Annotated in this window: 14 protein-coding genes and 1 tRNA gene; 7 read left to right on the top strand and 8 right to left on the bottom strand. The window is 62.5% G+C overall.

The annotated features are described in order from the left end of the window. Positions 1–3: 3 nt before the first annotated feature. The 5 genes from H3221_RS20385 to H3221_RS20365 form a co-directional block, all read right to left on the bottom strand. Positions 4–1,959, bottom strand: coding sequence for a BbrUII/HgiDII family restriction enzyme (locus tag H3221_RS20385; protein ID WP_132911513.1), 1,956 nt, complete (start codon positions 1,957–1,959; stop codon positions 4–6). Then, on the bottom strand, positions 1,952–3,823 hold the full coding sequence (locus tag H3221_RS20380) for a DUF4209 domain-containing protein (RefSeq protein WP_132911514.1): 1,872 nt from the start codon (positions 3,821–3,823) through the stop codon (positions 1,952–1,954). The genes H3221_RS20385 and H3221_RS20380 overlap by 8 nt, the downstream gene beginning before the upstream one ends. Beyond that, on the bottom strand, positions 3,823–8,172 hold the full coding sequence (locus H3221_RS20375) for an Eco57I restriction-modification methylase domain-containing protein (RefSeq protein WP_132911515.1): 4,350 nt from the start codon (positions 8,170–8,172) through the stop codon (positions 3,823–3,825). The genes H3221_RS20380 and H3221_RS20375 overlap by 1 nt, the downstream gene beginning before the upstream one ends. Continuing rightward, on the bottom strand, positions 8,169–11,300 hold the full coding sequence (gene drmD, locus H3221_RS20370) for a DISARM system SNF2-like helicase DrmD (protein WP_134587590.1): 3,132 nt from the start codon (positions 11,298–11,300) through the stop codon (positions 8,169–8,171). The genes H3221_RS20375 and drmD overlap by 4 nt, the downstream gene beginning before the upstream one ends. Positions 11,301–11,843: 543 nt before the next feature. Beyond that, positions 11,844–11,920, bottom strand: a tRNA-Arg gene (locus tag H3221_RS20365). Between the two features lie 449 nt (positions 11,921–12,369). On the opposite strand from H3221_RS20365, the gene gabD reads away from it, so the two are divergent. Continuing rightward, on the top strand, positions 12,370–13,821 hold the full coding sequence (gene gabD / locus H3221_RS20360) for an NADP-dependent succinate-semialdehyde dehydrogenase (RefSeq protein ID WP_196475105.1): 1,452 nt from the start codon (positions 12,370–12,372) through the stop codon (positions 13,819–13,821). A 157-nt stretch (positions 13,822–13,978) separates the two neighbouring features. Beyond that, positions 13,979–15,259, top strand: coding sequence for a 4-aminobutyrate--2-oxoglutarate transaminase (gene gabT / locus H3221_RS20355; RefSeq protein WP_196475106.1), 1,281 nt, complete (start codon positions 13,979–13,981; stop codon positions 15,257–15,259). 198 nt (positions 15,260–15,457) lie between these two features. Here the strand turns inward: gabT and H3221_RS20350 are convergent, their stop codons facing one another. After that, positions 15,458–15,817, bottom strand: coding sequence for a cupin domain-containing protein (locus tag H3221_RS20350; protein WP_196475107.1), 360 nt, complete (start codon positions 15,815–15,817; stop codon positions 15,458–15,460). Between H3221_RS20350 and H3221_RS20345 the strand changes: the two genes are divergently transcribed. The 3 genes from H3221_RS20345 to H3221_RS20335 all read left to right on the top strand — a co-directional run bounded on the left by H3221_RS20345 (position 15,810) and on the right by H3221_RS20335 (position 19,054). Beyond that, on the top strand, positions 15,810–15,950 hold the full coding sequence (locus H3221_RS20345; RefSeq protein ID WP_196475108.1) for a hypothetical protein: 141 nt from the start codon (positions 15,810–15,812) through the stop codon (positions 15,948–15,950). The two genes, H3221_RS20350 and H3221_RS20345, sit on opposite strands and share 8 nt — an antisense overlap. 121 nt (positions 15,951–16,071) lie before the next feature. Next, on the top strand, positions 16,072–17,565 hold the full coding sequence (locus H3221_RS20340; protein ID WP_196475109.1) for an aldehyde dehydrogenase: 1,494 nt from the start codon (positions 16,072–16,074) through the stop codon (positions 17,563–17,565). Positions 17,566–17,905: 340 nt separating this feature from the next. Further along, positions 17,906–19,054, top strand: coding sequence for an MFS transporter (locus tag H3221_RS20335; protein WP_196475110.1), 1,149 nt, complete (start codon positions 17,906–17,908; stop codon positions 19,052–19,054). A gap of 6 nt (positions 19,055–19,060) precedes the next feature. On the opposite strand, the gene H3221_RS20330 is transcribed toward H3221_RS20335, so the two are convergent. Further along, positions 19,061–20,515 carry an aminotransferase-like domain-containing protein gene (locus H3221_RS20330; protein WP_196475111.1) on the bottom strand — a complete coding sequence of 485 codons (1,455 nt, stop codon included), beginning with the start codon at positions 20,513–20,515 and terminating at the stop codon, positions 19,061–19,063. Positions 20,516–20,698: 183 nt separating this feature from the next. Between H3221_RS20330 and H3221_RS20325 the strand changes: the two genes are divergently transcribed. Beyond that, a complete protein-coding gene (locus tag H3221_RS20325; protein ID WP_196475112.1) occupies positions 20,699–20,923 on the top strand; it encodes a DUF1127 domain-containing protein in 225 nt (74 codons plus the stop codon). A gap of 55 nt (positions 20,924–20,978) precedes the next feature. Here the strand turns inward: H3221_RS20325 and H3221_RS20320 are convergent, their stop codons facing one another. Then, positions 20,979–22,292: an NAD(P)/FAD-dependent oxidoreductase gene (locus H3221_RS20320; protein ID WP_196475113.1), complete on the bottom strand. Its 1,314-nt coding sequence runs from the start codon at positions 22,290–22,292 to the stop codon at positions 20,979–20,981. A 210-nt stretch (positions 22,293–22,502) separates the two neighbouring features. Between H3221_RS20320 and H3221_RS20315 the strand changes: the two genes are divergently transcribed. Then, positions 22,503–22,856, top strand: a complete 354-nt coding sequence (locus H3221_RS20315; protein ID WP_074677774.1) for a YkgJ family cysteine cluster protein — start codon at positions 22,503–22,505, stop codon at positions 22,854–22,856. Positions 22,857–22,874: the final 18 nt, after the last annotated feature.

Below are 22,874 nucleotides of genomic sequence, written 5' to 3'. Positions count from 1 at the left end.
GCCTCAAATCCCGTTGACGATATCTTCCAGCTTGTCGAGCTTCTTGGTTTTCTCGATGTACGCGGAATAAGCCTCCTGAGCCCCCTGGATCAGCTCGTCGTAATGCCTGATTCGGCTACCAGGTGAGATAGCGGCCATCGATGACTTCAGCCGCTCCGGGTTCGAGATCTCTTCATCCACGGTTTTGCCCAAGACGAACACCACTTCGATATCGGGGGAGGTTCTGCCCATCTGCGCCAGTATCTTGCGCAATTTGTCGACGTAGGTTTGCCCCTGCTCCTGCAACTCCAGCAGTCTCATCTTCCGGCCCGCCTTCTTGAGCTCGACGATGATGTGTTTGCCAGCGTTCGTGCGATAGGCGATGTCGACCCGGCCAAGCTCTTCTTTCTTGGTCATGTCGTCGGTGAAGATCCCTTCCTCAATCAGGCGAGACTCCATGATGGGGCTGTCCGTAGCGCGCTCCCAACCTGGATCCAGTAGCCAGAGATGGTCGAACAGATATTTCTGGAGCACCTTTTCCTTGGCGTCCTCATCAATCAGACTCTTGAATTCGCTAATCGCCTCGAGTCTCGACTTGACGATGTCTCGATATAATGAGGCCTCCAGAGAGTCTCGATCGGCGAGTATGGTCAGGAGCTTCTCGACGCTGTCGACATGTCGAGCCAGTTCCTCCGTCGAACCGCGCAATTGCATCCGCTCAAAAGCCAGGATGCCGTGACGATAAAGAACTTTCCGATCTTCCTCGTCGTCGACCGGCAGAGCGCTGAGTTTGGAAATGAGCGTTTCAGCGCTCTTCTTGAGGCCAGGGTTGAGCCCATCGAGCCACTCGGCTAGTTTGGGCGAGGTCTCCTTGGCTTTCTCGACCTCATGCTTGCGGCGCCATTCGCTCCAGCGCTTCTCGACCTGTGCCAGCCGTGATTTCAAGAAAGCGATGAGCTGGATATAGCGGGGATCGTCCTCCTGGACTCTTTGGCGATCGCTGGTAGCGATGTCGGGCTGATCATCGGCATCGAGAAAGTCCGCTTCGATCTGGCCTGTGAGGTACTTGGTATACAGGCGCCCATCGTTCAGCTTGTCGAGAATGTTCTCGTGGAACAGCCGTCCACGAGCGAACACGACGATCCCATTGAGGTTACCCGCATCCTCACTGTCCAATTGCTTGGGCTGGCCGGCTGTTCCGATCCAGCCTGTCACTCGCCAGTCCGTATCCCAGGCATCCAGGCGGTCGGAGAGCGCTTCTCGCTCGAGCAGTCCCTTCGCGGAGCCCAGCTCGATTTCGGAGTCGCCCAGACTCCAAAGGAACTGCACCACCGGGAGGTCCCCGCGCTCGTCCGTCGAGATGGGATGCCCATCGACGAGAATTTTGAAGCGGTGAGCTTCCCCAATGACCGAAAAGCGTCGAGCCAGGCGTTTGCGCAGCGCAGTGACGCTCTTGCCGAGGCGCTGGCGATTGATTTCGCGAAGAACGATTCGCGTCCCCTTCGTGACGGTGATCGCGTCATCCGCCAGGGGGGTAGGACTGTAGTAGAGCTCCTTCCTCTGCACCGATGCTTCGATGCCTTCCACCGACATCCGCAGCCCATGGGATGCTCCATCTTTCGCGGACTGGACTTCGATGACTTTCGCGACGGAAAACAAGGAAAGCTTGCCCAGCCCTTTCCGGCCCATGACGGGGCGACCTTTTGCAGTCACCCGACCATGCTCCGGATCTTCGTCACGCCGTCGATAGCCCACGCGCAGATACTTGGCGTTCATGTCGTCGATCGAGAGGCCAATTCCATCGTCCTCTATTTCTATCCACTGAGCGTCAGGGTCGATTCTGATCTCGACGGTTTCGGCATCCGCATCCCATGCGTTGGCGACAGCTTCGGTCAGGACGGCCGCGATGTTGCTATAGAGGTTGATCCCGAGATGGTCGAGCACATTGAGGTCGACCGTCATCTTGTATTGCTCAGTCATCAGAATCAGACCCCGTCTCTGCGTCAGTGGTATACGCCGCATTCCACCAGGTGTTGAATACAAGCCTCATGCCCAACCACCACGCGTAAATTGCATATGGGGAATGGCAAGAATCCTCGTCAAGCAGACCGTGAGCGAGCTCATTGCGAAGGTTCGGTCCGAAGGCATCGCAGAAAAGCGTCTTCAGCTCGAATGTGAGGTCTTTGCCAAAAACGGTTTCCGCTTCCGGCAAGTCCATCAGGGTGCTCATCCCGTTCTCGTTCTCGATGCCATCCTGGTCGAGATTGGTCGTCTTCGCACCAGCCTGTTTGAGGTGGACCCGCACCATGTGCTCAATCTGCGGGATGAGCAGGTGCAGCGCCGAAACGAAATCTCGCTCGTAGCCGCAGAACAGAGCCTTACCAAAGAGTCCCTCTCGCCCTTTAGGAACGATGGGTGAGTTGCGAGCCAGATCGATGAAATCCGCTTCGCGCAAGCGGTGCTCCAGCAGCATGGTCTCAAGCGCAGGCCAAATGTCTCCCTGGACGACGATGTGGACGAGGATTCCGTAGTCCTGAATCATCCCGGCGCGAATGGCAATCTCGTCTGAATCCGTGGCTTCGCTCCCGATATTCATGGCGGGGCGTTTGGCAATGACTCGTCCATCCCGGCTCATGACGGTCGCAGCGAAAAGGGATTGCAAAGGGAACTGTTGCATCCGATCGATGGCACCCTTGCGCAGCGTATCCACCCGTGCGCCCCGGTGCAGGTTGGCGAACGCCTTCAGTGCATCGATCGGCGACTTGCCGCTGACGGCTTTGCGCGCGTTTTCCACGAGTTCGGAGATGTCGACCCCCGGCGTGCTGATCACTCCCATCTCGCCCAGCGCCTTCTCGCCGGAGTCGCTGAGGTGTGTCCGCAGCTCAGCGATCCTATCGTCTACGCGGAATGCGGCCCGCTCCGTTCTTGGAACCGACCGATAGGTCTGAATGGCGTTCTCGTAAAAGCTCGCAGCTACCATGTGACTCGGAGTGCTCAATGAGGTCTGAGCGATGGCCTCTTTGACCCACCCTTCGGCAACGGACACGGTCATCTCGGCCGCTTTCGATTCGTCAGCTGAGAGTCGGTACCAGTCCGAAGCCACTGAGAAGTACTCGCGCGCGCGGTGCATATCACCCGTGCTATCGAAATCCCGGGCCAAGGATTCCAACCGTTTGGCGATGTCGGTTCGGCAATCTCGCGCCATGCCGTTCGTTTTCAGCAGATCGGCGAGCCAGAGCCCGAGGAAACCGTCCTGATGCCCCGCCGCATCGAGGACGGCTAGGATCGCAGCCTCCATTTGTTGCACCCGATCTCCTGCGCCGGCTTTCAGCATCCGCGCGAGGCTGATGGCGCGTCCCCAGCATTCCCTGCCACCCCGAACCCAAGTCTCCGTGTCCAGCGGAATGGTCCTGTAGGCATCGATGGCCGCCAGAGCATGAGCCACTAACTTGGGCTTTCGCTTCAACCAACACAGATCGGCAAGTCGGGCCTTCAACCAGATATCATCGATCGAGTCGATGAGCTCACTGAAGAAAGCGATATCCGAGTCGGTCAAATCGTCCGGGATCACAGACCTGCGATCATGGAACACTGCGATAGGTTTGAACGGTTCGTTCTGGCTCGCCGGCACCAGCATCATCGATGAGGCGTCCGCCAGTAACCAGAGCACCTTTCCATGCTTTTCGCGACCTTCTTCCATGGCCGTGCGTGCGGCAGCGGAGAGCGTCTGCCACATGGCCGAATAACCCTCACGTGCGGTCTGTTCCAGCACTTCCTTCCAGCCGCAGCTCGTGAAGTCCTGGGCCGAAACGATCAGATCTACCGGATAGCGTTGGTTCTCCATCAGTGCGCCTCCCCGACGAGGCGATACCGAGTGCCACGTTTTTCCCCCTGGCGTTCGACCTTGCCCTCGGCTATCAGGCTGGCGATCGTGGCGTTCCACTGCGCAGTCGGGATACCAGTCACTTCGAGGATATCTGACTTAGCATGCCAGCCCTGGTTTGCCTCAAGGAATCCGAGAATTTTCGCCGTCGGGTTCGAGCCATTCACGGTGGGCATCGGCGCTGCATTGAAATCCAACCCGGCTTGGACCGGGGTTGCACTACTGGTTCGGTTGGTACGCGGAGTGCGAGGAGAGGATCGTTTCGAACTGCCGCTATGCAGCCCTTGGGCCACTTCCTCTTCGTACCGCTGACGGTTCAACTCCGACAGCCGTTGGAGTACTTCATTGCGAGCTGTCTCCGAGATGGTGAAGCGGACGCGGTCGTTCTCCGGTAGGTACGACACCTCGTGGAAGCCATGCTCGAGGTTAAGGTCGTCCCAGCCATAGGCTCGCGCGACTGCGGCGTCCATTTCGCACTGCAATGCACGCAGCCCTTCAATGCGGGGATCGCGTTCGGTGTCGGTATGAAAACGGTTATAGATCTCCGTCAGGCCCAACCCGAACTCAGCGCAAATGAGGCGGCGAGACGCGTCGTAACGAGTAGCTATCTCCTTGAGGCAGTAGTCGCTGAAGTCGCAGAGTGGCAGAGTCTCGAACGCATCACTTGGAGAGTAGTTCAACCGTGTTTCCAAGGATGAGGAATTCTTCCGGGCCCACACGTCATTGATGGAAGACATCAGCAGCGCGAAGGTGGTCATTGAGTCCGTCGCAAAAACAGCAAGCCTATGCGCATACACCCACTGAGCATCCACTGCGGCGAAACTGAGAAACTTGGAGACGAGAGAGCAGGTCAGGACCACATCTTGTTGGTGCGAGGCGTTCCACTCCTTTGGATGCCGCTCAAATGAGTGGCCGCGACCGATTGCGTGATACAAAGCGGGACGCTTGTCGGCATACTGCCACCAACGGACAGGTAATGGGCTCCGCAGGGCGAACTCGCCCAGCTCATTACGGCGTTGTCGATCCGGCTTCACCCGCTCTTCGATCCATCGCCACGGCAACTCGTATTCCTGTGCCCGCTCTTCCGGCCAGTCCCAAAAATTAATCACCCAGCGGCTCGGCCGTTGCTCCGTGTCAGTATTGAGATCTTCACCGTTGAGGTACGGGAAGACCACTTCGGCATTCTTCGGATCGGCGTCCAGCATCCGGTGCGCCTCATCGGACGAGAGCACAAAGCCCATACCGAGCACGATCGATCCTTGATACGCGATTCCCTCGTTGGCTTTCAGGCGCCTCGGACTCCATTCCTCACGATCGGAAAGGAAGGCCGAAATGAAGGAGGCTGGTCGCCCAAGAAGCGAGCGATCGCCCCGCCACTCGCCCTTGCGCACATGCACGCGGCTGGTGACGACCGCCGCCTTTCCGGGCCATGGCTCGTTCGGGTAAGCAGAATGGATGGTGGCTCCCGCGCCGACCATGGCTTCCAACCCGACCTGCCGTGTGTCGCCTTCCGCGATGGTGTTGACGGCGAGCAGCCCGAAGCCGCCCCCCTCACGCAGAAGACTCCAAGCCCGTAGGAAGAAATAGGCGACCAGATCCGCCGAGCCGCGTCGCCCATCAGCTATGTGAGCGACCAGCCAATCGCGGAAAACAGTGCCAGCGACACCGGTGATGCGTTTTCCTCCCAAGAATGGTGGATTGCCGACGATACCGTCGAAGCCGCCGCGCTCATACGCGAACACCTCCGGAAACTCCAAAGGCCAATGGAAAGGCCTGCGTCCGGATTTATCGGCTGGCAGATCGGTCGCGAGTGCAACGGCCGATCTTTGACGCATCGTAGCGAGCACATCCCGATCACCATCGATGGCCTGGCCAGCTTGAATGGCCAAGGATGCCAGTGCGCTTTCCAACACTGAGCCAGTACTGCCTGATGAGAACACTGCACCGATGAACGTATCGGCGATGCATTCCGGCACTTCGAGCTTGCGTCGGGCATCGGCGTCCAGGTGTGCCATAGCCTCCACATCTCGGATATCGCGGATGGGCATTTCGCGCAGACGCGTTCGCAGCTCGATGGCCTCACGCACGGCCCGTTCGATGTTCTGGCCGAACAGCCGCAGTTGCCCCTGGCCAGTGGGGGTCATCGACAGCTCGGTGAGCTGATCCAGGCGGTGGATGCCGAGCAGGCTGTCGCCGCAGCGCAAGTTGTGGTCGAGGAAGCCGAAAGGGCGCCCCTTGGCCAGTGTCACCAGCCAGATGGACAGCTTGGCCAGTTCGACCGCCAAGGGATTCAGGTCGACGCCGTAGAGACAGCGCTCGGCGATCAGGCGGCGAGCGATGGTGATGCGTGCCTCGGTATCGCTTGGCAGCGGCTCCTGACAAGAAGCAGCGTCCGCCACCCGGCCATCGGCGTCGATCGTCACGCCTCGATCTTCGGCCAGCGTCCATGCTTCCACCAGTCGCTCGGCCAGCCAGCGGCAGGCTTGCACGAGGAAGGCACCCGAGCCCATGGCCGGATCGCAGATCTTCAGGTCGAGTAGTTCGGCGGGCGACTTGAGCGTCCACTCCGCACGCGGCAGTCCTTCGGCGGGGCCGACGTAGACGATCGGGGTGAGCGTCTCGGTGACGATGGTTTCGGTGAGCGATTTCGGCGTGTAGTGGGTCCCCGTCTCACGGCGGTCGCTGCCCGTGGTGACGATGAAAGCATCCTTCGGGTAGATCAGTGGATAGCCCCAGGGATCGGTGCGCAGCAGATGGAAGAACGGTAGTGCGCGATCGCGGAGAGTTTCGTCCCCGCCGCAAGCGGTCAACAGACGATTGGCTTCCGCAGCATCGACGGCACGCCCGAGATCCCGGCGAATGGCGCTGACGCTGCGTTTGATGGCGTCGGCACCGGAGAGCTCATCCTCCAGTGCATCGTCACCACGGCGATGCAGCACTTCGAGCTCGTCCAGACCATACAGGGTCTTCTTCGCGCCCTTGCCGGCGCTCAGCTCAACGGTCACCTGCGTGGTGCGGGTGACCGTACGCTCCAGCAGGCCTTCGTAGACATAGCCGATCTGCTCCACGTCCAGTGCACGGTAGGACAGGGTTCGACCTTGGTACTGCTGGATGGCTTCCAGCAGGAGCAGCACAGTGCGGTTGTCGATGGGCAGCGGTCGAGCGATATCGATCTTCCAGTCGGAGCCCTTGGCACGGCCCTCCAGGAAGGGAAAACGATCCGGATCGAACAGCGAGCCACCCAAGGCAGGCAGGCGCAGGGTCTCATGCTCGATACCGCCGTAGACCGCGCGGAAGGTGGCCAGCAGGCGAGCCCAGGCATCGTGGCGGTGCTCCAGCACCTCTTCGGTTTCCTGACGCAACTGCATGCGCAGGGTGGAGATGGCGTAGTCGCTCTCGTAGGTCTCGTCACCCATCAGCAGCAGGCCGCGCTCCTCGGCCGAGAGCAGGAACACCAGACGCATCATGATCGTCAGTCCTGCCTCGTAGAGCTCGGCTGGCTCGACGCCTTGCAGCAGGGTACGGGAGCGGTCGCGATCTTCCTTGTCCAGCGCCTGAATCAGCACTTCCACGGCCCGGCGCACCTGCTCGCCTAGGGCATCGGTCACCGCCTCCTGGTGTTGCAGCGATTCGTCGAGCAGCGCCGGCAGCGTTTCGTCCTCGGCGCCGAAGAAGCGGGCGATACCCAGCAATGCCACGAAGGCTTGCAGGGTCTGGCGTTCTTGGCTCCACAGGCGTGCGTACCAACTGGCATAGGTCACCACCGCACCCACGGGCGCGTCGACCAGCATCCAACGCTCGCCATCGGTGACCAGTCCGAGGCGGCAGCCGCTTGCCCGGCACAGGCGTTCCATACGCTCGGCGGGGCTGGCGATCCAGCCATCGATCTTCATGGTCGCGGTGAGATCGGTTCCGGCCGGGTAGCTCTGCACCAGCAGCAGCGGCTTGTCGTTGGATACCAGCGCGTAGTCGGGCACCAGCGTGACGCCATGCTCGGACAGGGTGACGCGCACGGAGTCGGGCAGTCGTTCGCCTCGCCGCAGCAGTTCGCCGCTATCGTCCTCGTCGTATTCCAGGCCCCGTGCGAGCACTTCGTGGATCCAGGCTCGATGCAGCTCGGCGAAGCGCGGATCCTCGTTGTCGCGTGCCTCGCACCATTCGTCATGCGCTTGGCGCAGGTACTGGCGAATGCGCTGCTCGACCGCCGGTAGGCCGGTGGAGAACGCTCGCTCGAGCACGGGCGTGGCGAGGAAGGGGCCGGAGACCTCAATCAGCGACAGCCATTCGTCGTGGATATCACGGGGTTTCATGCACGGTCTCCCTGGGCGAACGATGCGGGTACGGTGAAGATGACGGCGACCGGGAAGATGCGATCCTGCGGTTCGGCATAGCGCGTGGCGATGCCCCGGGTCTCCTGTTCGCGTTCGCTGGGAATGCGCTCCAGGCGGGCTTTCAGGGCGGAGCTGTCACGCCGCACCTGAGTGCGTTCGTCCTCGCTGAACAGGGAGAACTGCTCGGGCTGCTCGTCCTTGCCCAGCTCGTGACGGATCGCTTTCTCCAACTCATCGAGCACGGCATGGATATCCGCCTCTTCCTTCTGGCGGCGCGTCTCCAGAGTGTTGCCAAGATGCTCCAGGCGATTGCGCGAGCGTGCTTCGATAGCTTGGAGGATGGCCCCTTCGGCAGTGGCGAAGCGCGATCGGAGCATCTCGAATGTCGAGTCATTGAGGCGACAGGCTTGGCCATCGTCCAACCAGGCCTGCACCCGGCCGACAGCTTCCTCGCGCTTGAAGCCGCGCTCGCGCAGGTAACCTCCCACCACGGTCAGCTCTTCGTGCAGCCGGTGGTGATTGCCGCCGGTGATGACCAGACGGGACACCACCACGACGGCGGGCGCCTCCAGGCGATCGTCTGGCAGCACGCGCACCGTCACGCGGTGCAGTGGGCTCTTGCCTTCGCGCTCCCACACTTGGGCGCGCAACAGACGCAGGCACATCTGCACCAGGCGGTGGTTGAGATGGATGAGCACCAGATCGTCACGGCCCTTGGCGACCTCGTGATCGAAGGTCACCGGGCGGATCTTGCCGGTGAAGGGGTGTGCCAGGCCCTCGCGGCAACGCTCCCAGGCACCGCCCAGCGGTGGCAGCTCGAAGACCTTGTCCTCCTCGACGCCATCCAGCTTCAGGGGTTTCAGCTCGGGCTTTTCTGCCAGCGCCAGTCCGGTCTCGACCGTCTTGAGGATGTGCTCCGGCGAGAGATGAAAGTCCTCGCGAGTCTCGAGCAGACGCTCGTGCAGCTTGGCCACGCGCTTGTCGATGTCCTTTTCGCTGCGGACGAAGCGGCGCGTGCGGGCGATCTTCGCCTCGGCCATGCGGGTGTCCAACTCGCGCAGCGAGCCTTCGATCAATCCGGACATCTGCGGAGCGATCACCGGGTTCACGCTGCCCATGTCGGCGCGCATGGAGTCGAGCTTGCGCAGCGCGCGCAAGATGTCGTCCTTGTGGCCACCGACCGCTTCGGCGTCCTCGCGCGCGTCGACCGGATGCCAGATCAGCACCTCGCTCTCGCGCTGGCCATGGCGATCGATACGGCCGTTGCGCTGCTCCATGACGTTGGGGTTGTAGGGGATCTCCAGATGGATGAGGTAATTGCAGTGGTTCTGGAGGTCGATACCTTCCGAAGCCGCATCGGTGGCCAGCAGGATGCGGACCGGAGAAACGTCCGGCGCAGCCTGGAAGGCGGCCTTCACCCGCTCCCGATCGTCGTGATCCATGCCGCCATGCAGGGTCATCAGGCGATCCCCGCCCAGGTCATGGGAAGCCAGGATCTGGTGCAGCCAGTCGAGGGTGGTGCGGTACTCGGTGAACAGGATCACCCGTTTGCCATTCCACTCGCCATCAGTCTTCAGTCGTTCGTCGATCCAGGCGAGCAGAGCGTTGGCCTTGGAGTCCGGGCGGTGCATCGCCTGTTGCGCCCAGTCGAGCAGGTCGTCGAACAGCAGGCGCTCTTCAGCGCTCAGCGAGCGCATCCGGCGACTGGCTTCTTCAATCGCCTCCCCCTGAGCGCTCTCGACCTCGGCGTCGTCGGCGTAATCCTCTTCGGCACGCTGGATGGCCTTGAGCAGGATGCGCTCGGACAGGTCGTTGCGCTCCTTGCGGTTGCCGCCGCTCTCCAGGGTGGCCTCGTGCTTCGCCAGCGTGACGGCGAAAGCTGCCGGTGACGAGAACAGGCGCTTGCGCAGCAGCTGGTTGACGAAGCTGATGCCTGTCGCGCCGGCACCATCGTCGGCGGCCGCTTCACGGCTTGCGCAGAACGCTTGCAGCTTGCGATGGATCTCGCGCTCCTTGGCGGTGTAGTCGATGGCGAAGGCCTCGAGTCGCCGCTTGGCGTAGATTGGTCGGCCGTCCTTGTCGGTGATCTCGCTCTTTAGGCGTCGGATCATCACCTGGGCCAGCTGTTTCTCGAACGTTTCCGGCATTATGTTCCGGGCGAAGCGCTGGTCGTCGAGTAGCTCGAGCAGCGAGGTGAAGGACTCGGTGTAGCCGTTGTGCGGCGTCGCAGTCAGAAACAGGTGGTGCTGGAAGTGCGGTGCGATCATGCGGATGAAGCGGGTCCGTTGGCTCTCGATCGCATACTGGGTGCTGGCCGATGGCGCCACGTTGTGCGCTTCGTCGACCACCAGCATGTCGAACTTGCGCGGATAGCCGATGTGCGGCGGCAGGATGTCGCGGAAGGCGCGCAGGCCATCGCCCATCTTGGCCCAGTCCATGGAGGTGATTAGGCGGGGGAGCGATACCCACGGATTGGCGTGGATACCGCGTTCGCGGCGCAGCTCCCGGATGTACTCGCTGTCGACGATACGGAAGTCGAGACCAAACTTCTCCAGCATCTCGAGACGCCACTTCTCCTGTAGCGAGGCCGGGCAGACGATCAGCACGCTACGCGCCCGATGGCGCAGCAGCATTTCCTGGATGACCAGGCCAGCTTCGATGGTCTTGCCGAGGCCCACGTCGTCGGCGATCAGCAGATTCACCCGGGCCATGTCGATGGCGCGTACCAGAGGATCGAGCTGGAAGTCCTGGATGCTCACCCCGCTGCGGAATGGCGCCTGGAGGAAGCCGCGATCCGCATTGGTTGCCGCGCCCCAGCGCACGGCATCAAGGAAGGCCTCCAGCGTATCGGAGTCATCCTGTCCGGTGATCGCCGGTAGACCAGCACGCTCGATGACGTGCGCACCCGGCTCGATCTCCCAGATCACCCGGAGCTCCTCACCCAGGGCATCCTCACCAATGGAGGACAGAGTAACTGCGTGCTGACGCTCGGCTCCCTGAGTCGAAGCATCCACCTCGGCCACTACCCACTGCCGCCGCCGCACTTCGACGAGCTGGCCAGGTTCTGGGGGATTGCGGTAGATGCCGGCTTCCGATGCTGCTGTCATTTAAAGCTCCTGGTACGGGCTGCCTGCGTGGTGGGCGGACAGTGAAAAACGTTCTGGCGTCAGCCAGCAATTATCGCGGCAGTTCTAATTAGTCGGGAGGGTAATAGTTATTTCGAGTGGGAAAAAAGCAGGGGAATCCATCCCTCGTGGATCCGGCACAAATACCGCAATGCTGGGATTATCCTCCAACGTCGCACAAGTCGTCAGAGCGAATAGCTAATGATGCATGCGGTTCGCTCAAGCCCTGAGTACATCTGCTGCGCGCGGAACCGTGCGTCAAAGCGATTCAGCGAAGCAGCCATCAGGGCTGTGCCAAGCGATGGCTAATACTCAAGAACAGGCTTTCCTCGCAGCCCGTTTCGGAGCAGGCGGCACGGTTTGGGCACAGAATTGGCACAGCCTGAAAAGCCGCCGCTAGATGACACTGAGGGCAGTGCTCATCGCAGCCTGAGGGCTGGCATCAAGGGAATTTTGCTGGAGGGCGCCGGTTCAGGAGCGGAAGCGGCGAAGCCTTAGAAAAAAGGCCATTGAATCAAGAGGATATGGCGCACCTGGCGGGATTCGAACCCACGACCCTTGCCTTCGGAGGGCAATACTCTATCCAGCTGAGCTACAGGTGCGTATGTATTGCGGCGAACTATTTGACCACTAGCCTGCACCCTTCTCAACTCGATGATCACTGCCTTCGGAGGGCAGTACTCTATCCAGCTGAGCTACGGATGCGTTGCGGGGCGCAATCATACGCATCTCGGCGGTTAGCGTCCATTCTGCATGAGTGTGCGTTATTCAGAACGGACTTTACACTTTCGGGCCGCCAGAACCTGCATTTCAGAAGTTTCTGCCATTATTTTGCGGATTTTGACTGGCCGCCTATTGCCCTTTACCCCTGCCGATCCTAGGATTCGTTTGAGATTTCAAACGGCGTGTTCGGTCATTCTGAACCCTCGCACGTTCAACGGCTCTGAATCCATTACCAGGCCCCGCTCGGCTCAATTTCGGCCTGCGGGCTCTGCCCGTGACTCCAACGACTTACGCCGACGCTCGGGTGTCGGAACTGAAGGAGACTGCCATGCAACTGAAAGACCCCCAGCTGCTGCGCCAACAGGCTTATATCGATGGCCAGTGGTTGGATGCCGATAGCGGTCAGACCATTGCCGTGAACAACCCGGCCACTGGCGAGATCATCGGCCATGTACCGAAGATGGGCCGCGCCGAGACTCGTCGCGCCGTGGAGGCTGCCGAGAAGGCGCTGCCGGCCTGGCGTGCGCTGACCGCCAAGGAGCGCGCGAACAAGCTGCGCCGCTGGTTCGAGTTGCTGATGGAAAACCAGGACGACCTCGGTCGCCTGATGACCCTGGAGCAGGGCAAGCCGCTGGCCGAAGCCAAGGGCGAGATTGCCTATGCTGCGTCCTTCATCGAGTGGTTCGCCGAAGAAGCCAAGCGCGTCTACGGTGACGTGATCCCGGGCCACCAGCCGGACAAGCGTCTGATCGTGATCAAGCAGCCGATCGGCGTCACCGCAGCCATCACCCCGTGGAACTTCCCCGCCGCGATGATCACTCGCAAGGCCGGCCCGGCACTGGCCGCCGGTTGCACCATGGTGATCAAGCCGGCCTCGCAGACCCCGTTCTCCGCTCTCGCCCTGGTCGAATTGGCCGAGCGTGCCGGCATCCCGAAAGGCGTGCTGAGTGTGGTCACCGGCAGCGCCGGCGAGGTGGGTGGCGAGCTGACCAGCAACCCTGTCGTGCGCAAGCTGAGCTTCACCGGCTCGACCGAGATCGGTCGTCAGCTGATGGCCGAATGCGCCCAGGACATCAAGAAGGTGTCGCTGGAGCTGGGCGGCAACGCGCCGTTCATCGTGTTCGATGACGCCGACCTGGACGCCGCCGTTGAAGGCGCGCTGATCTCCAAGTACCGCAACAACGGTCAGACCTGCGTTTGCGCCAACCGCATCTATGTGCAGGACGGCGTCTACGATGCCTTCGCCGAAAAGCTGATCGCCGCCGTGGGCAAGCTGAAGATCGGCAACGGTCTGGAGGACGGCACCACCACCGGCCCGCTGATCGACGAGAAGGCCGTGGCCAAGGTCCAGGAGCACATCGAGGACGCTGTGGGCAAAGGCGCCAAGCTGGCCCTGGGCGGCAAGCCGCATGCCCTGGGTGGCACCTTCTTCGAACCGACCATTCTGCTCGACGTGCCGAAAACCGCCGCCGTGGCCAAGGAAGAGACCTTCGGCCCGCTGGCGCCGCTGTTCCGCTTCAAGGACGAGGCCGAGGTGATCGCCATGGCCAACGACACCGAGTTCGGCCTGGCGTCCTACTTCTACGCCCGTGACCTGGGCCGCGTGTTCCGCGTGGCCGAGGCGCTGGAGTACGGCATGGTGGGTATCAATACTGGCCTGATCTCCAACGAAGTCGCGCCGTTCGGCGGTGTGAAGGCTTCCGGCCTCGGCCGCGAGGGCTCCAAGTACGGGATCGAGGACTACCTCGAGATCAAGTACATGTGCCTGGGCGGAATCTGATTCGGAAGTCTTCGGATTTCCAAGACGGGGCAAGGTGCGAAAGAGCGTGCGGCGCCCCGGTTGTAAGTCGTAACCCTATTGAGTCCCTCGCGGCTCGGTTCAGTCGATCATCGCATGCTGAACCGACTTCCCGTCGGGGGACGACCATGAGGACACCATGAGCAAGACCAACGAATCCCTGCTGCAACGCCGCCAGGCCGCCGTACCGCGCGGCGTCGGCCAGATCCACCCGATCGTCGCCGAGCGCGCCGAGAACGCCACCGTGTGGGACGTCGAGGGCCGCGAGTACATCGACTTCGCTGGTGGCATCGCCGTGCTGAACACCGGCCACCTGCACCCGAAGGTGATCGCTGCCGTTCAGGAGCAACTGACCAAGCTGACCCACACCTGCTTTCAGGTGCTGGCGTACGAGCCCTACATCGAGCTCTGCGAAGAGATCGCCAAGCGCGTGCCGGGCAACTTCGCCAAGAAGACCCTGCTGGTGACCTCCGGCTCCGAAGCCGTGGAGAACGCCGTGAAGATCGCCCGTGCCGCCACCGGCCGCGCTGGCGTGATCGCCTTCACCGGCGCCTACCACGGCCGCACCATGATGACCCTGTCGCTGACCGGCAAGGTCGTGCCGTACTCCGCTGGCATGGGTCTGATGCCTGCTGGTGTGTACCGCGCCCAGGCGCCGTGCCCGCTGCATGGTGTGAGCGAGGACGAGTCCATCGCCAGCATCGAGCGCATCTTCAAGAACGACGCGCAGCCGCAGGACATCGCCGCCATCATCATCGAGCCGGTGCAGGGCGAGGGTGGTTTCTACGTCAACTCGCCGGCCTTCATGCAGCGTCTGCGCGCCCTGTGCGATCAGCACGGCATCCTCCTGATCGCTGACGAAGTGCAGACCGGCGCGGGCCGTACCGGCACCTTCTTCGCCACCGAGCAACTGGGTGTGGTGCCAGACCTGACCACCTTCGCCAAGTCCGTTGGCGGCGGCTTCCCGATCTCCGGCGTGTGCGGCAAGGCCGAGATCATGGACACCATCGCCCCCGGTGGCCTGGGCGGCACCTACGCCGGCAGCCCGATCGCCTGCGCTGCGGCCCTGGCCGTGCTCAAGGTGTTCGATGAAGAGAAGCTGCTGGAGCGTTCCAACGCCGTGGGCGAGAAGCTCAAGGTGGGCCTGAAGACCATCGCCGAGAAGCACAAGGTGATCGGTGACGTGCGCGGCCTGGGTTCGATGGTCGCCATCGAGCTGTTCGAGGGCGGTGATCACAGCAAGCCGGCGGCCGAACTGGTCGGCAAGATCGTCGCCAGGGCGCGCGAGAAAGGCCTGATCCTGTTGTCGTGCGGTACCTACTACAACGTCATCCGCTTCCTGATGCCCGTCACCATCCCTGACGCGCAACTGGAAAAAGGTATCGCCATCGTCGCCGAGTGCTTCGACGAACTGGCCTGAGCCCAGGATCAGGGCACGCCTGGTGCGTGTCCGCCGTGATCAAGACCCGCCTGCGTGCGGGTCTTTTTTGCCTGGACGTTTCAAGGTGCGCGCCGTGCAGCGGACAGAAAAAGGCCCGCACCAGGCGGGCCGAAGGGTGACAAGCAACAACAGGATTCGGTGTGGCGGGAACCTGACAGGCGCTCTCCGGTCAGGTAGTTACTTGGGTTCGAAGATCACGTAGACCTTGCGGCAGGCTTCGAGCACTTCCCAGGTGCCGGAAAAACCGGCGGGAATCACGAAGCGGTCGCCGGCGCGTACGGTCTTGGAGTTGCCATCGGCATCACGTAGCACGGAAACGCCCTGGAGAATCTCGCAGTACTCGTGCTCGGTGTAGCTCACCGTCCACTGGCCCACGGCGCCTTCCCAGATGCCGGTGCTGAATTGGCCGCAGGGGCTGCTGTAGTGGTTGCGCACGCTCTGCTCGGGGTCGCCCTTGAGCACTTTTTCCGGTGCGGAGCGATAGTGCTCGGCGGCCGTGCCGGCCTGGGCGAAGTCGACGATCTGCTCGATGTTCATCTGGCTGTTCCGTTGTGTCGGTGGCGGCAACCGCGCGACCAGCAAGGCCTTCGCGGGAAAGTCGTGGCAGCAGTCTATGTTTAAAAAAACGAACATGACAAGGGCTTTTGCCGGCCTTTGTCAAAAATATTGAAAAGCCACAGCCCTCTGGTTTAGTGTGGCGAACAGGATTTGGCCAGCGATCTGGCCTTGCAGAATTATTGACAGTGCGCGCCCTCGCGGACGCCGCTTCCACCCATTGAGAGGATGCCGGAATGACTAGCCTGACTCGTGCCGACTGGGAACAGCGTGCCAAGACCCTGACCATCGAAACTCGCGCATTCGTGCATGGTGAGTACTGCGCCGCCGAGTCTGGTGCCACCTTCGAATGCATCAGCCCGGTCGATGGCCGCCTGCTCGGCATGGTGGCCAGCTGTGACCAGGCTGACGCTGACGTGGCGGTCAAGGATGCCCGCGCCACCTTCGAATCCGGCGTGTGGTCACGTATGGCCCCGGCCAAGCGCAAGAAGGTGATGATCCGTTTCGCCGAGCTGATCGAAGAGCATGGCCAAGAGCTGGCACTGCTGGAAACCCTCGACATGGGCAAGCCGATCAGTGACTCGCTGAGCATCGACGTTGGTAGCGCCGCCAATGCCATCCGCTGGAGCGGCGAGGCCATCGACAAGATCTACGACGAAGTCGCGGCCACTGCCCATGACGAGCTGGGCCTGGTCACCCGCGAGCCGGTCGGCGTGGTCGCCGCCATCGTGCCGTGGAACTTCCCGCTGCTGATGACCTGCTGGAAGCTTGGCCCGGCGCTGTCCACCGGTAACTCGATCATCCTCAAACCGTCCGAGAAGTCGCCGCTGACCGGTATCCGCATCGCCCAACTGGCCATCGAGGCCGGCATTCCGGCGGGCGTGTTCAACGTGCTGCCAGGTTTCGGCCACACCGTGGGCAAGGCCCTGGCCCTGCATATGGACGTCGACACCCTGGTGTTCACCGGCTCGACCAAGATCGCCAAGCAACTGATGATCTACGCTGGCGAGTCGAACATGAAGCGCGTCTGGCTGGAGGCCGGCGGCAAGAGCCCGAACATCGTCTTCGCTGACGCGCCGGACCTGCAGGCCGCTGCCGATGCGGCTGCCAGCGCCATTGCCTTCAACCAGGGCGAAGTCTGCACCGCCGGTTCGCGCCTGCTGGTGGAGAATTCCATCAAGGATACTTTCGTGCCCATGGTGGTCGAGGCCATCAAGGCCTGGAAACCGGGCAACCCGCTGGACCCGGCGACCAATGTCGGCGCGCTGGTCGATACCACGCAGATGAATAACGTGCTGAGCTACATCCAGGCCGGCCATGACGACGGCGCCAAGCTGGTGGCCGGCGGCAAGCGGGTGATGGAAGAAACCGGCGGCACCTATGTCGAGCCGACCATCTTCGACGGCGTCAACAACGCCATGCGCATCGCCAAGGAAGAGATCTTCGGCCCGGTGCTGTCGGTGATCGGTTTCGACGATCAGGACGAAGCCATCGCCATCGCCAACGACACCGTCTATGGGCTGGCCGCAGCGGTATGGACCAGCAACCTGTCGCGCGCTCACCTGGTCGGCAAGGCATTGCGCGCCGGCAGCGTGTGGATCAACCAGTACGATGGTGGCGACATGACGGCACCGTTCGGTGGCTTCAAGCAGTCCGGTAACGGTCGCGACAAGTCGCTGCACGCGTTCGATAAGTACACCGAGCTGAAGTCCACCTGGATCAAGCTGTAACGCTGTATCGCGGGCGGCCGTTGGCCGCCTGAAGGTCCGCCCTTCGGGGCCGGCTCCCTGCGAGCCACACCTGCGGCCGGGTTTCCTTGGGGAAGTCCGGCCGTTTTGTTTGCTGACGGATCGATACCCCCTGGGATCCAGTTGCCGCCATCGAGCGTGTGATGGCCCGGTTCATAGGGTGCGCCGCGCGCACCAGCCTCGTTCATCTGGTGCCGACGCAGGTGGTGAACCCTGGTGCGCACAGCGCACCCTGCGTCTTGCTTTAGGTCGAGCAGCGTAGGCAACACAGGATCGGAGCATGGCTTTCTGTTTCAGGGCCACGACATAAAGGAGTCTGGCAATGCGTTGGGGCACCTATTTCGCCGTCTGTTCGGCGGTCATCAGCATCGGGCTGGCACTTGGCGTGACCATGCCGCTGGTTTCGCTGCGTCTGGAAAGCTGGGGCTACGACGCCTTCGCCATCGGCGTGATGGCGGCGACTCCGGCCGTCGGCGTGCTGCTCGGCGCTTCGCTGGCTGGCCGACTGGCGGCGCGTTTCGGTACCACGGTGTTGATGCAGCTATGTCTGCTGCTGGGCGCGGTGTCGGTGGCGGGGCTGGCACTGGTGCAGAACTATGCTGTCTGGGTCGGCCTGCGCCTGTTCATTGGCGTGGCCCTGACCGTGGTGTTCATCCTCGGCGAAAGCTGGATCAACCAACTGGCGGTGGAGAAGTGGCGTGGTCGTCTGGTGGCGCTTTACGGCACCGGCTATGCCCTCAGTCAGCTCAGCGGCCCGTTGCTGTTGACGGCGCTTGGCACGGCCACCGATGCTGGCTTCTGGACGGGCGTTTGCCTGCTGATCGGCGGTTCACTGATTTTGCTCGGGCGCACCGGCGCACCCAAGGTGGATGCGCACAGCGCTTCCGGGCGTGGCCTGCTGGTGTTCTGCCGCAAGCTGCCAGCGATTGCCTGGGCGGTGATGTTGTTCGCAGCCTTCGAAGCGATGATGCTGACCCTGTTGCCGATCTACGGTCTGCGCCAGGGCTTCACCCAGGAGGTGGCGCTGTTCATGGTCAGCGTGGTGGTTGTGGGCGATGCGGTGCTGCAGCTGCCCATCGGCTGGCTGGCTGACCGCATGTCGCGGCAGTTGCTGTTCCGCGGCTGCGGCATCGTGCTGCTGGTGTCCAGCCTGGCGATTGCGCCGCTGTTGCATACGCCGGTGATCTGGCCGGTGCTGGTGGCCTTCGGTGCCAGCGCGGGCGGTCTGTTCACTCTGTCACTGATCATGATCGGTGAGCGTTACCGCGACGACGAGCTGGTGCGCGCCAATGCCCATGTCGCCCAGCTGTGGGGCCTGGGCTGTCTGATCGGGCCACTCACCACAGGCGCCGTCAGTCAGTGGCTGAGCGGCCATGCGCTGCCGCTGATGATGGCTACTGGCGCCTTCGTGTTCATCATCCTGGCGAGCAAGCGCGGAGCCTTCAGCGAGATGGAAGTGGCGCGTTCCTGAACCGGTTCAGCGCCACTGCCCGAGATCCTGCGTGTGCTGCAGGTCGGCTTCTTCGATCAACTCGGCGATGGTCGCACCGACCTGTTTCACCGCCGCCTCGATCACATCGCTCGGCGGTTCGGCGTAGTTGAGGCGGATGCAGTTACGGTACTTGCCCGCCGCCGAGAAGATGCTACCCGGCGCGATCTGGATCTTGTGCGGCAGCAGGGCGCGGTTGAGCTTCTGGCTGTCGAAGCCCTGGGGCATCTCCACCCACAGCATGAAGCTGCCCTGCGGGCGACTGACCCGGGTGCCGGCCGGGAAATAACGGCTGACCCAATCCACCATCAGGTCGCGGCTGCGCAGGTACTGCGCACGCATGCGCCGCAGATGCGGTTCGTAGTGCCCGTCTTTGAGAAACTCGGCCAGGGCCAGCTGCGGTAGCTGCGCGGTGCTGCCGGTGCCCAGGTACTTCATGTGTACCACCTGCTCCAGATAGCGCCCGGGAGCGATCCAGCCGACGCGCAGACCCGGTGCCAGGGTCTTGGAAAAAGAGCTGCAGAACAGCACGCGGCCGTCCTCATCGAAGGACTTGATGCTGCGCGGGCGTGGGTAGCTGTAGGCGAGGTCGGCGTAGACGTCGTCCTCGATGATGGCCACGTCGAAGCGCTGCGCCAGAGCCACCAGCGCACGCTTGTTGGCGTCGGGCATGATGTAGCCGAGCGGGTTGTTGCAGTTCGGCGTGAGCTGGATGGCCTTGATCGGCCATTGCTCCAGGGCCATTTCCAGAGCGTCGAGGTTGATTCCGGTGAGCGGGTCGGTGGGCAGTTCCAGCGCCTTCATGCCGAAACCCTTGAGCGCCTGCATCACGCCGTGGAAGCTCGGCGAGTCGACTGCGACGATGTCGCCGGGCTGGCAGATGGCGCGCACCGCCGCCGACAGCGCCTCGTGGCAACCTGTGGTGACCACCAGATCTTCGGCCTCCAGCTGGCAGCCGGAGTCGAGCATCAGTCGGGCGATCTGTTCGCGCAGGCGAGCGTCACCGCGAATGCCGCCGTAGGTGAGCACGTCCGGGTCCTGGCGACGCGCCTGGCGCGACAGGTTGCGTAGCAGCGGTTTCAGCGTCGGGCCGCTGATGTCCGGGCGACCGCGGCCCAGCTGCAGCATGTCTTGCTGCGGTGAGCTGCTGATCAGCTCCAGCACGTGATCCCACTGCGAAACTTCCACTGGCCTCTGCGCCGCGCGGCTGATCTGCGGCAGCGCGGGCATTTGTCGCCCCAGCGGTACGAAGTAGCCGGACTTCGGCCGCGGCGAGGCCAGGCCCATGTCCTCCAGATGACGGTAGGCCTGCTGCACGGTGCTAAGGCTGACGCCATGCTCCTGGCTCAGGCTGCGAACCGATGGCAGGCGGTCGCCGGGGCGGTAAAGCCCCTGCTCGATGCGGGTGCCGAGCAGCTCGGCCAGATTCAGATAGAGCGTCATGGCAGTCGTCCGGTTCGCCCAGGGGGTATTAACTGAGACCAGTACAGATCAGTGCGAAAATTCCCATTCAGGGGAAAATGTACGGAATCTGTATGGAGTTAATAAGAGTTTTTTGAATCTGTCATGGCTTTTCGTCTGACGGCATTCTGATCTCCCATGACAGAAGACAGCGGGAGAACAGCCATGACCGGGTTCAGCAATACAGATTTCGTAGCACTGGGTGAGGCCGTACGGATTGCGACGCACGAGGGCGAGGTTCGCTATTTCGGCAGCGACTGGCCGGCCTTCTGGCGGCGCCTGAACACCCGCCGCATGTTGCTCAAGCTCAATGACCAGCAATTGCGCGATATCGGCCTCAGCCGCGCCCAGGCCGAGCGCGAGGCGAATCTGCCGTTCTGGAAGCTATAGCCCGGATGCGATCTCGGCGCCTCCGCTGTCGTAGGAGCGGCTTCAGCCGCGAACCCTACAGCAGCTCTTTCAGCCGGTGCCAGGCCATGCCCATGGCCAGCAGCGGCGAGCGCAGGTGCTTGCCGCCGGGAAAGGTCATGTGTGGCACCTGGGCGAACAGGTCGAAGCCGCGGCTTTCCTGGCCGGCGATGGCCTCGGCGATCAGCTTGCCGGCCAGGTGCGTGGCGTTGACGCCGTGGCCGGCGTAGGCCTGGGCATGGAAGACATTGGGCTGGTCCTTGAGTCGGCCGATCTGCGGCAGGCGGTTGGCGCCGATGCCGATCATTCCGCCCCACTGATAGTCGATGCGCACGTCGGCCAGTTGGGGGAACACCTTGAGCATCTTCGGCTTCATGTAGCCAGCGATATCGGCCGGATCACGTCCCGAATAGTGGCAGGCACCGCCGAACAGCAGGCGACGGTCGGCGGAGAGTCGGTAGTAGTCGACGGTCACGCGCTGGTCGCACAGCGCCATGTTCTGCGGGATCAGCTGGCGCGCCTGCTCTTCAGAGAGCTGTTCGGTGGCGATGATGTAGCTGCCGGCCGGTAGCACCTTGCCGCTCAGGGTCGGGTTGAGGCCGTTGATGTAGGCATTGCAGGCCAGCACCAGGTACTTGGCGCGCACCTGGCCATTGGCGGTGTGCACGCGCACCTCGCTGCCATAGTCAATGCGCGTCACCGGCGAGTCTTCGAACAGCTGCACACCGAGCGACTGAGCGGCAGCGGCTTCGCCGAGCGCCAGGTTGAGCGGGTGCAGGTGGCCCGAGCCCATGTCGATCATGGCGCCGTGATAGTTGTCCGAACCAACCACCTCATGGATGCTCTCCTTCGGCACCATGCGCAGTTCGTGACGATAGCCGAGGCTTTCCAGCTCGGCCTTGTCTTCGGCGAAGCCCTCCATGTGTGCCGGTTTGTTGGCCAGGTCGCAATAGCCCCAGGTCAGGTCGCAGTCGATCTGGAACTGTTCGACGCGGTTACGCACAATCTCCACCGCCTCAAGGCCCATCAGCTTGAACTGACGCACGCCGTCCCTGCCGACCACCGACTCGAACTGTTCGACATCATGGCCAACGCCGCGAATTAGCTGTCCACCATTACGGCCGCTGGCGCCCCAGCCGATCTTGCGCGCCTCCAGCAGCGCTACCGACAGGCCTTTCTGGGCCAGCTCGATCGCAGTGTTGAGGCCGCTGAATCCGCCACCGACGATGCACACGTCCACCTGCAGCTCACCGCCCAGGGGCGGGTAGGCCTGCTGGCGGTTGACGCTGGCGGCGTAATAGGAAGCGGCATGCTGGGGGCTGTGGACGGGCTGGTGAACGCGGGCGTTCATGTGCGAAATCCTGATTTTGTTGTGTGGAAAATTCAACGCAGCATAAGCGCGTGATCCGTCCGGCGCCAAGAGGTCAGCGGAAAAAAGCGGTATGTTCCGCAGGTGGTGCAGGGTCGTCCAGGTGGTGCGCAGTGGTTCCTGGATTGCATCCGGGCTACGTCTGGTCTACGGGCGCTGTAAACTGCCCCCTTCATTTCAAGGCGTCCGAGCATGAGCTGCACCGACCGCAAGATCGACCACCTGCGCCGCCAGATCCCGCGTTTCGATTGTGTGCCAGGCTGCCACGACTGCTGCGGGCCGGTCACGGCATCGTCCGAGGAACTGGCGCGCCTGCCGGTCAAGAGTGACGCCGAACATGACGCGGCGCTGGCCGAATACAACTGCGTGCACCTGGGGCCGAACGGCTGCGAGGTGTATGACCAGCGTCCGCTGATCTGCCGCCTGTTCGGTACCACGCCGAACCTGCCTTGCCCACATGGGCGTGGCCCGGAGCAGCCCATCGAGCCGGCAGTCGAGCGTCAGGTGCATCGCCTGATCGCCACGACGCGGCAGAGGCTGGTGTAGGAGACGGCATGAGCCTCA

Source organism: Pseudomonas chaetocerotis (genome assembly GCF_015712105.2).
Classification (GTDB): Bacteria; Pseudomonadota; Gammaproteobacteria; order Pseudomonadales; family Pseudomonadaceae; genus Aquipseudomonas; species Aquipseudomonas chaetocerotis.
The sequence above is the reverse complement of the archived record's forward strand: the minus strand, read 5'-3'. Positions and strand labels throughout refer to the sequence as shown.